The sequence below is a fragment of the Enterobacter sp. WPR_3_1 genome, assembly GCF_003635055.1.
Taxonomy (GTDB): domain Bacteria; phylum Pseudomonadota; class Gammaproteobacteria; order Enterobacterales; family Enterobacteriaceae; genus Enterobacter; species Enterobacter ludwigii.
Window position 1 is genome coordinate 199,555 of the sequence record NZ_RBXU01000016.1, and the last position, 10,420, is coordinate 209,974.

Below are 10,420 nucleotides of genomic sequence, written 5' to 3' on the forward strand. Positions count from 1 at the left end.
TCATTGTTGAGCCATAACCGGGTCCGCCTGCTTCGCCTCATCCCGCTCGGGACGACGAGGAACGAACGATACGATCCAGGAAACCAGCGAAGTAAGGGACCGGAAAATTAATTTCACCGACGACGGGGCAAATTCTGCAAGGTGACGATAGCCACGGAACCCCAGCTTCAGAATATCCAGCAGGCTTTCCAGAGGTTTATCTTCCGGGAAGCTGTCCTGCCAGAGAGCCCACGTGTCCGCGCGGGCAAACGTACACTGCACAAAATCAATATGTTGTTTTTTCGTCAGCGGCATCAGCTGCAGACCGACTTCATTACCGGCTACACGCACCACCTGCGTCGGGAAGACGTACTCCTGCTGGCCGCGCTTCAGCAGCAGGTTAACCTTCTGCCCTTCCAGCACCTTCGCCTGACCGTTGATTTTTATCCCCAGACCACCGTCTGAGAAGTCGTGCACGGTACAGGAGAAGAGGTGACCATCTTCACGGGCGATTGCCGCAGGCATGCAGATTTCCACGCGATGCGCACGGCGGACCTGTTTGCTCTCCACCGACACCGCAACCGCGCCGCCGAGGATAATCAGGTTGTAGAACACCCATGCCATACTCACGAACACGGTCAGGATCTCGTTTTCCGGGCCGTAGAAGTAGCGCCAGATACCGGCAATCACGCCCACGATATTCAGCAACACCAGGAAGATGTACGGCCGGGAGATGACCCAGTCGACATACTCCTCTTCCACCAGACCGCCTTTCGCGGTGACGTTGAATTTACCTTTATGCGGGTTGATCAGCGCCACCATCGTCGGCGGCGCGATGTACCAGGCCAGCACCGTTTCGTAGATTTCACTCCAGAACGAATGGCGGTATTTACCCTGAATCTTCGAGTTCGTCAGGCTCGCGTGGATCATGTGCGGCAGAACAAACAGCGCAATCATCAGCGCAGGCGCGTAGATGATATAGGCGTGAAGAAGCAGGAACGCCAGCGGCGCGGTCAGGAAGATGAGGCGCGGGATACCGGACAGGAAGTGGAACATGGCGTTGACGTAGCACAGACGCTGCGCGAGTTTCAGCCCTTTCCCAATCAGGGGGTTATCGAGACGGAAAATCTGCACCATGCCGCGCGCCCAGCGAATACGCTGGCCGATGTGCGCCGAGAGAGATTCCGTTGCCAGACCCGCGGCCTGCGGAATACGCATATACGCGGAGGTGTAGCCCCGACGGTGCAGGCGCAGCGAGGTATGCGCATCTTCGGTGACCGTTTCGACGGCAATGCCACCGATCTCATCCAGCGGTTTACGACGGATAACCGCACAGGAACCGCAGAAGAAGGTCGCATCCCACATGTCGTTCCCGTCCTGCACCAGGCCATAGAACAGCGTGCCTTCGTTAGGGGTTTTACGGAAACGGCCAAGGTTACGTTCAAATGGATCTGGCGAGAAGAAGTGGTGCGGCGTCTGCATCATCGCCAGCTCTTTCTCCTTCAGGAACCAGCCCATCGTCATCTGCAGGAACGAGCGCGTCGGCACGTGGTCGCAGTCAAAGATTGAGACAAACTCACCTTTGGCATATTTGAGGGCGTTGTTGATGTTCCCGGCCTTGGCGTGTTCATGCGTGGTACGGGCGATGTACTCGACACCCACCTCTTCCGCGAACTGGCGGAACGCCGGGCGGCCGCCGTCATCCAGGACCCAGATTTTGAGTTTATCTTTCGGCCAGTCGATACCCAGCGCGGCGTAAATCGTGTTTTTTACCACGCTCAGGTCTTCGTTGTAGGTCGGCACGAAGAGATCGACAGACGGCCATTGTGACGTGTCTTTTGGCAGCGGAACCGGCTGACGGTTGAGCGGCCAGATGACCTGGAAATACCCCAGCACCAGTACAACCCAGGCGTACGTTTCCGCAAACAGCAGAACCAGACCGCACACCAGGCTGACAGGGTCATCCCAGTTGAGCGTTGAGGTGTAACGCCACCAGATGTAGCGACAGGAGACGGTCAGCGACAGCACTATCAGCATCAGGGCGGAGAAGCGTCCCGGGATACGGCGCACCAGCAATGCCACGCCCCACAGCAGGATCAGGAAGGTGAACTGCGCCAGAGGGTTAAAGGGCTGCGTAATACAGACCAGGGCCAGAATGAGCGAGAAAACGACGATTACGCCGAGTATAAAACGCCGCAAGCCCGGGTGCAGATGCCCGAGCTCTTTATGGTTATCCAGATGGCTGGTCTTATCACCCACGCGGTCAGGCAAACTGTCCAGCCACTGGTGATAGCGCTCACGTAAATGTTGCACGCGGGAGAAGCTGCGCCAGCGCGGCGCTTTGTTTTCTGAGCGGGACGACGTGGCCACCAGCCAGACAGCCTGAATGATATAACGCGCCGGATCCAACGGTCGCGGGCGGTCGGGATGAATATGCGGATATAACTCACTGTGCTGCGCACGAATGCGCTGCCAGCGCGGGTGTTCGAGGGGAATGAACGTCCAGGCCAGAATCATCCAGAAGCAGCCGAGCGCGGCGCTGAATGCCGAAGCTCCGTGCCGGCGAAAATGCCGGTAATGTTCGCTCAGACGCGAACTGACCGGCGGGATGAGTAACCAGCTGGCGAGACGGCTCATACAGAACTCCCTGCAGGCTCTGCCCCTTTGGCAAAGTGCAGCAGACACCAGTTCGCCAGCGTCAGGATCTCTTCTGCCGCCAGGGAATCGCTGCGGTATTCACCGAGTGGCTGTTTGGAGGCAAGGCATTCCGCCATGCCCTCATCACGATGGATAACAATCGGCAGCAGACGGCGCTGGCTTTGCAGCCAAACCTGATACAGATCGTCCTGGATCTGGCTGCCAATGCGTAAATCGTTAATCAGGATATGACCATTTTCAGGCAACCCTTGCTGATGCAGACGGATATGGCAATTCGCGTCGACGTTCACAATCGACAGCACGCGATCGCACTGCGCCATAAGCTGTCGGGTCAGCGTGCCGGCGCCGTGCGGCAGATCCAGAAGGATCCACTTATAATGGCCTTTTTCTTTCAGCTCCTGCAGCGCGACGGTGAACTGGGAAAACAGACGCTGATAGGCAGCTTCATTTTCACGCTCGGTAGTGGTCAATTGGCCAAAGGGCAGTACATCAAGCTGCGAGGTATAACGCATACCCGCATCGCGCCAGTCTTTATCATCAAGCAGCGCGCGAGCCCAACCCTCTGTACGCGTAAAGTCGACATTAAACGACATGCGCAGCAAATTATCGGCACAGGCGTCAATCACCAATACCGATTCACCTAAAAGCTGTAATGACCACGCCAGCGCCGCGGTAACGGATGTTGTACCTACTCCACCACGGACGCCCTGTAATCCTAGTATGGCCATCAATGGCTCCCTTATTGTTGTTGGGCAAATTCAGCTAATAGCGGCCAACGTTTAATAGCCGCGGCCAACTGTTCCCGCTGGGAAATGTCGGTGTAATCTATTTCAGGTAATGAAAACGCCTGCGTCAGCGCCAGAAAGTCGTTCTGGAATGTGTAACCCAGGGTAGAGTCGACTGGGGTGCCGGGTTCGTTATTATCCATTCTATTCCATCCCTTTGAGTAAAATCGCACAATCAGAAGTAGCGAGGCTTCCTGCCCTATCAAATTTCATTTACATGCTAAATCTGATGTTCTTTAATTTCAATGTTAGGTTTATTTCTACGCTTTCGCTAGTAAACTGAGATACAGAGAAATTAAACGAAAAGAGGGACACCGTGGACTCCATATTTTCTATTGGCATCCAGTCATTATGGGACGAATTGAGCCACATGCCAGTCGGAGGAGTCTGGTGGATTAATACGGATCGTAATGAAGATGCTATCAGTCTGGTAAACAAGACAATTGCCGCTCAGGGCAAGGATTCCCGCGTGGCCGTCGTGAGCATGGGCGAAGAGCCAAAGAAAATTATCACCCTTGAAAACGATCGCGGTCCGCAGACGGTGCGATTATTTTCCATGCCTGCGGAGGCCGATAGTCTATACTTTTTGTCCCGCGACATTCAGTGCTCTATTGATCCGGATCACTATCTGGTGATTCTGAAATGCTCAAATAACGCCCTGCAAAATATCCCTGCTGAAAAACTACTGCCCTGGCTGGAAAAAATCAATAAATGGGCAAAATTTCAAAATTGCACGCTATTGATAGTCAATCCTGGCAGTAATAACGACAAACTGTTTTCCCTTTTAATGGGCGAATATCGCTCCCTGTTTGGTCTGGCGAGTCTTCGGAACCAGGCAGACAGCTATCTCTACGATATTGCGTTCTGGTGTAATGAAAAAGGCGTAAGCGCCAGACAACAGCTCACCCTTAAACATATTGAGGGCGAATGGCACCTGGCGCAGCAGGAAGAAACCGTGGTGCAACCGCGCAGCGATGAAAAACGAATCCTGAGCCATATTGCCGTTTTAGAGGGGGCGCCTGCGCTCTCGGAAAATTGGTCGTTGTTTGATTCTAACGAAGCGCTTTTTAATGAAGCTCGCACAACCCAGGCAGCAACCATTGTTTTTTCGCTCATGCAAAATAACCAGATTGAAACGCTGGCGCGACAGATCCACACCTTACGTCGCCAGCGCGGAAGCGCCTTAAAAATAGTGGTGCGCGAAAATAACACCAGCCTTCGCGCCACGGATGAGCGCCTGCTTCTGGGCTGCGGTGCCAATATGGTGATTCCGTGGAATGCGCCGTTATCACGCTGCCTGACGCTTCTCGAAAGCGTTCAGGGCCAGCAGTTCAACCGTCACGTACCGGAAGATATCTCCACCCTGCTCTCCATGACGCAGCCGATGAAGCTGCGCGGATACCAGAAATGGGATACCTTCTGCGACGCCGTCGGCAACATGATGAGCAACACGCTGCTTCCTGCAGACGGGAAAGGGGTGATGGTTGCCCTGCGCCCGGTACCGGGTATCCGCGTTGAACAGGCGCTCACGTTATGTCGTCCGAACCGCACAGGAGACATCATGACCATCGGCGACAACCGCCTGGTGCTGTTCTTGTCCTTCTGCCGGATAAACGATCTTGATACCGCCCTTAACCATATCTTCCCCCTGCCAACCGGGGATATTTTCTCGAACCGTATGATCTGGTTCGAAGATAATTCTATCAGTGCAGAGCTGGTGCAGATGCGCGCCCTCGAGCCTGAACAATGGGCGAAACCGCTCACCGTGAAGAGCGATGCCAAACCGATTCTCAACGCCCGACATGACGGACACGTCTGGCGGCGAATACCGGAACCCCTTCGCCTGTTAACTGAGAATGGGGAGAACGCACCATCATGAATATCAGCGATATCATTCAACTGGTCGTATTCTGTGCGCTGATCTTTTTCCCGCTTGGCTACTATGCACGCCATTCCATACGCCGTATCCGCGATACGGCCAGAGTGCTGTTTGTAAAACCTCGCTATGTAAAACCAGCCGGAACACTGACACGGGCATCACACGTCAAGGCAGACCGAAAACATGACTAATTCTACCTATACCGCTTCGTCACCATCGCCGCTCTGGCAATACTGGCGCGGCCTTTCCGGCTGGAACTTCTACTTTCTGGTGAAGTTTGGTCTGCTGTGGGCAGGCTATCTGAATTTCCATCCCCTGCTCAACCTGGTGTTTATGGCTTTCCTGCTGATGCCTTTGCCCAATATCAGGCTGCATCGCTTGCGTCACTGGATTGCTATCCCTGTCGGCTTTGCTCTGTTCTGGCATGACACCTGGCTGCCGGGACCGGACAGCATTATGAGTCAGGGTTCGCAGGTGGCAGGGTTTAGCGCCAGCTATGTCCTTGACCTGACCGAGCGCTTTATTAACTGGCAAATGATAGGTGCCGTCTTTGTGCTGCTGGTAGCCTGGCTGTTCCTGTCACAATGGATCCGCGTCACGGTATTTGTCGTCGCCATTATGATCTGGCTGAACGTGCTGACGCTTGCAGGTCCAGACTTCTCCCTGTGGCCCGCGGGTCAACCCACGACCACGGTGACCACTACCGGGGGAAGTGCAGCGGCAACCGTCACGACGGCAGGTGATACGCCTGTGGTCGGCGATATCCCGACGCAGACCGCACCGCCGACGTCCACTAACCTGAACGCCTGGCTCTCCAGCTTCTATACCGCGGAAGATAAACGTCAGACCAAATTCCCGGAAGCCCTGCCGGCGGATGCTCAGCCGTTTGAGCTGCTGGTGATCAACATCTGTTCACTCTCCTGGGCTGACGTCGATGCCGCGGGTTTGATGTCTCACCCGCTGTGGTCCCATTTCGATATCCAGTTTAAAGACTTTAACTCTGCCACCTCGTACAGCGGCCCGGCGGCAATTCGCCTGCTTCGTGCAAGCTGCGGTCAGACATCGCATAAGAACCTGTATCAACCCGCCGGCAACCAGTGTTATCTGTTCGATAACCTCTCAAAACTGGGCTTCACGCAGCATCTGATGCTGGGACATAACGGCCAGTTCGGTAACTTCCTGAAAGAGGTGCGCGAACAGGGTGGTATGCAGGCACAGCTGATGGATCAAACCGGACTGCCGGTCACTCTGCTGGGCTTTGACGGTTCACCTGTTTATGACGATACCGCCGTGCTGCAACGCTGGCTGAAGACCATCGAAAAAGACAGTAATCCGCGCAGTGCAACGTTCTACAACACGCTGCCGCTTCACGATGGTAACCACTTCCCTGGCGTGAGCAAAACGGCAGATTATAAAGTTCGTGCGCAGAAATTCTTCGATGAACTGGACGCGTTCTTTACGGAGCTGGATAAATCGGGCCGTAAAGTGATGGTGGTTGTGGTACCTGAACACGGCGCCGCGCTGAAAGGCGACAGAATGCAGGTGTCAGGTCTGCGTGATATCCCTAGCCCGTCTATTACCAACGTACCGGCAGGCATTAAATTCTTTGGTATGAAGGCACCTCATCAGGGCGCACCGATTGAGATCGCTCAGCCAACCAGCTATCTGGCCATTTCAGAACTGGTTGCCCGCGCGGTTGACGGCAAACTGTTTGTGGAAGACAGCGTGAACTGGGATCAGCTCACCAGTAACCTGCCGCAAACTGCCGAAGTCTCTGAGAACGCGAACGCGGTCGTGATTCAGTATCAGAACAAACCGTACGTTCGCCTGAACGGTGGAGACTGGGTGCCTTATCCGCAGTAAACCGCATTTCCCTCTCCCCCAGGGGAGAGGGCTCACCCGTTCCGTTATGACTGCTCAGCAAGCCATACAAGCATTTTCAGGCTTGCGGAGTAGTAATCATCCTTTGCAGTGATCTCGGGTTCTCCGGATGGCTGTCCCATCGTTAAATCACGTACCGCCAGCAGCCCCCCTTCCATCATGTAAGGCGCATATTCATTGGTCGTCACGTTTACCCATGCGGGAGTTTTTTCGCGGGGGAACTGACCGAACCAGGCTCGCCACGGCGTTAACAGCGGGCTCTTCTTATCAGACCAGGCCAGGTAAAGTGGAATGCGGATCGCGTCATAGCTCATCCGTGGCGGCCAGGCTTTGGCCGGGGACAGCGTGCCCGTAGAGCCCAGTGAGACCCAGTCCGTGGGAAGTCTGGCTTTACCCGATCCCATTTTTGCCAGCAAGCGATGGCCATCCTGAATCAACTTGCCCCAGACCGGCGAATGGCTGCGGCTGGCAAAGGCCTGCCAGGCCGGGAAGACGAAATAAGAGGGGTTAAGCACGATCTCACCGTCGAGGGTAAACCCCTGGACGCCGGGCAGCATCACGCGGTAACCCGCATAACGGGTCACGGTGTGGCTAATGAGTGCTTTCGTTATCGCATCCGATGCGGCGCTGTACTGTTTGTCATGCCAGCGCGTATCCGCTTTCAACAGCGCCCAGGCAATCAGGACATCGCCATCGGCGGCGTTATTTTTGTCAGCAATCGGGTTGGACTCGGCAGGGTTATAACGCCAGTAAAACAGACCATTTTCTTTGTTCTTTAACGTACCGTCAGTCCATTTCCAGAGCTTATGGAACGTGGCTTTATCGTCGTTAGCCACCGCCATCAGCATGGCGAAGCCCTGGCCTTCAGTATGCGAAACATTGCCGTTGCCGGTATCGACAATCCGCCCTTCCGGCGTAAAGAAGCGTGCTTTGTAACTCTCCCAGGCCTGGCCCGCCTGAGAAAGGGGGGAGAACAGTAAACTCATCATGACGGCCAGAGCGGCGCATGCGGGTTTTCGCATAATGGGTTATTCCGCGCTGCGCAGTGAAATCTCACCGCCCACCCAGGGTTTGATCACGCCATCCTGCTCCAGGAGCAACGCGCCCTGTGCGTCGATGCCGCGGGAAATACCGTAGATCTCTTTATCACCAATCAGCAATTTCACCGGACGGTTAATAAAGTTATCCAGCTTTTCCCAACGGGACAGGAAGGATGCCAGCCCCTCTTGTTCAAAGAGCGAAAGCGAACTGCGTAATTCTTTAATCATACGCACGGCAAGGGTGTTGCGATCGATGGTGATCCCCGCTTCCTGCAGGTTGGTCCACGCCTGATTCACCACGTCATTTTGTACATTGCGCATCACCATATTGAGGCCTGCACCAATGACAATTTGCGCCGCGTCGCCTGTTTTACCCGTTAATTCAACGAGAATACCGGCAAGTTTACGATCGTTCAGATAAAGATCGTTTGGCCATTTCACCCGCACCTTATCAGCGCCCAGATCGTGCAGCACTTCTGCCATCACAATCCCGATGACCAGACTCAGGCCAACAGCAGCAGCGGGACCCTGCTCCAGACGCCAGTACATGGAGAGATAGAGGTTGGCACCAAATGGCGAAAACCACTTGCGGCCTCGACGGCCACGCCCGGCCTGCTGGTACTCGGCTACACAGGCATCCCCGGAAGATAATTCGCTGAGTCGATCCATAAGGTACTGGTTGGTCGAATCGATCACCGGCAAGACCGCAACATTGCCCTGCCCTACCTGGCTGCGGATCAGCGCTTCATTCAGCAGCTGAATCGGCTCCGGCAGGCTGTAGCCTTTTCCGGGTACCGTAAAGACATCGACACCCCAGTCGCGGAGGGTCTGGATATGCTTGTTAATGGCGGCACGGCTCATGCCCAGGTGTTCACCCAGCTGCTCGCCGGAATGGAATTCACCGTCGGCAAGAATGCTTATCAGGGTTAAAGGGATAGTATTGTCCTTCACGCGATAACCTCCACGGCATTCACTTCACCCGTACGGCCAATGAAGCGGACCTCTGGCTCCAGCCAGACGTTAAATTTTTCGCCCACTTGCTGACGGACGTGATGGGCCAACTGGACAACATCCTCGCTGGTCGCATCGTTTTGATTAATCAGCACCAGAGCCTGCTGGCGATGAACGGCCGCACCGCCCACGGAGGCGCCTTTTAACTGACATTGATCGATAAGCCAGCCCGCGGCCAGCTTCACGCTACCATCCGCCTGTGGGTAATGGGGTGCGGCAGGCCAACCTGCAAGAAACGCTTGTGCGTTTTCGCTGCTGATAACCGGGTTTTTGAAGAAGCTTCCCGCATTTCCATTCACTTTAGGATCAGGAAGTTTGGTCGTGCGCATATGGCACACCGAGTCAAAGACGTCACGGGCAGTCGCCGTTTCGGGATCGAGACGCGTTAAATCACCGTAGGTCAGCACCGGCTGCCAGTTTTTTGCCAGACGCAGGCCTACGGCGACAATCACGTAGCGATCCTGATATTCATGCTTGAAAATACTGTCACGGTAGCCAAAACGGCACTGTTCAGCGGTTAAACGCTGAGCCGCGCCGGTCGCCAGCTCAATACAATCGACGTATTCACAAACGTGTTTCAGTTCGATGCCATAGGCACCGATATTTTGAATGGGGGATGATCCGGCGCAGCCAGGGATAAGGGCAAGGTTTTCCAGTCCTGGCATCCCTTTGTCCAGGGTGTATTGCACCAGATGATGCCAGTTTTCACCGGCGCCAACGTGCAGATGCCAGCTATCGGCGCGCTCTTCCACATCAATTCCCATGATGCGGTTAACGATCACCGTTCCCGCAAAATCATCGAGAAACAGGACATTACTTCCTTCGCCCAGAATCAGTACAGGTTCGTCTTGTTCTGTTGCGCTTTGCCAGGCATCCAGCAGCTGCTGTGCAGTATCGGCACGTACAATTTTATTAGCATTACGTTGAATGCCAAAGGTATTCCAGGGCTTAAGGGAGTGATTCATAGACGCTATCCTGAGACAAAAACCGGGATAGTTTACCGTATATACGGGGGGATAGGTGATTAGTTTAGAGCAACGAGGAAGGGATAAAAACGCAAAAAGGCCATCCTTTCGGATGGCCTCTTCACTTATTTGATGCCTGGCAGTTCCCTACTCTCGCATGGGGAGACCCCACACTACCATCGGCGCTACGGCGTTTCACTTCTGAGTTCGGCATGGGGTCAG

Annotated in this window: 9 protein-coding genes and 1 rRNA gene; 3 read left to right on the forward strand and 7 right to left on the reverse strand. The window is 54.7% G+C overall.

Features of this window, described 5'->3' with window-relative positions; translation table 11 throughout:
* The 3 genes from bcsA to bcsR are packed head-to-tail and all read right to left on the reverse strand — an operon-like array spanning position 1 to position 3,565.
* Positions 1-2,616 carry a UDP-forming cellulose synthase catalytic subunit gene (bcsA, locus tag BJ887_RS22935; protein ID WP_025202799.1) on the reverse strand — a complete coding sequence of 872 codons (2,616 nt, stop codon included), beginning with the start codon at positions 2,614-2,616 and terminating at the stop codon, positions 1-3.
* Complete coding sequence (gene bcsQ, locus BJ887_RS22940) at positions 2,613-3,365, reverse strand: cellulose biosynthesis protein BcsQ (protein WP_025202798.1); 753 nt, start codon at positions 3,363-3,365, stop codon at positions 2,613-2,615. The genes bcsA and bcsQ overlap by 4 nt, the downstream gene beginning before the upstream one ends.
* 11 nt (positions 3,366-3,376) lie before the next feature.
* Positions 3,377-3,565, reverse strand: coding sequence for a cellulose biosynthesis protein BcsR (bcsR, locus tag BJ887_RS22945; RefSeq protein WP_020884481.1), 189 nt, complete (start codon positions 3,563-3,565; stop codon positions 3,377-3,379).
* Positions 3,566-3,738: 173 nt separating this feature from the next.
* Between bcsR and bcsE the strand changes: the two genes are divergently transcribed.
* From bcsE to bcsG, 3 genes are read left to right on the forward strand one after another with little or no spacing between them, the layout of a single operon-like run.
* Entirely contained in the window at positions 3,739-5,301 is a 1,563-nt protein-coding gene (gene bcsE / locus BJ887_RS22950) for a cellulose biosynthesis c-di-GMP-binding protein BcsE (RefSeq protein ID WP_020884480.1), read from the forward strand.
* Positions 5,295-5,492 carry a cellulose biosynthesis protein BcsF gene (bcsF, locus tag BJ887_RS22955; protein ID WP_025202797.1) on the forward strand — a complete coding sequence of 66 codons (198 nt, stop codon included), beginning with the start codon at positions 5,295-5,297 and terminating at the stop codon, positions 5,490-5,492. The genes bcsE and bcsF overlap by 7 nt, the downstream gene beginning before the upstream one ends.
* Positions 5,485-7,164, forward strand: coding sequence for a cellulose biosynthesis protein BcsG (gene bcsG / locus BJ887_RS22960; protein WP_020884479.1), 1,680 nt, complete (start codon positions 5,485-5,487; stop codon positions 7,162-7,164). The genes bcsF and bcsG overlap by 8 nt, the downstream gene beginning before the upstream one ends.
* Before the next feature lie 44 nt (positions 7,165-7,208).
* Here bcsG and BJ887_RS22965 read toward each other — a convergent pair whose 3' ends face one another.
* The 4 genes from BJ887_RS22965 to rrf form a co-directional block, all read right to left on the reverse strand.
* Positions 7,209-8,204 carry a glycosyl hydrolase family 8 gene (locus BJ887_RS22965; RefSeq protein WP_121340494.1) on the reverse strand — a complete coding sequence of 332 codons (996 nt, stop codon included), beginning with the start codon at positions 8,202-8,204 and terminating at the stop codon, positions 7,209-7,211.
* A 6-nt stretch (positions 8,205-8,210) separates the two neighbouring features.
* Positions 8,211-9,173, reverse strand: coding sequence for a bifunctional biotin--[acetyl-CoA-carboxylase] ligase/biotin operon repressor BirA (birA, locus tag BJ887_RS22970; protein ID WP_121340495.1), 963 nt, complete (start codon positions 9,171-9,173; stop codon positions 8,211-8,213).
* Complete coding sequence (murB, locus tag BJ887_RS22975; RefSeq protein ID WP_050737721.1) at positions 9,170-10,198, reverse strand: UDP-N-acetylmuramate dehydrogenase; 1,029 nt, start codon at positions 10,196-10,198, stop codon at positions 9,170-9,172. Before murB ends, birA begins: the two co-directional genes overlap by 4 nt.
* Before the next feature lie 134 nt (positions 10,199-10,332).
* A 5S ribosomal RNA gene (rrf, locus tag BJ887_RS22980) occupies positions 10,333-10,420 on the reverse strand; the annotation flags it as partial.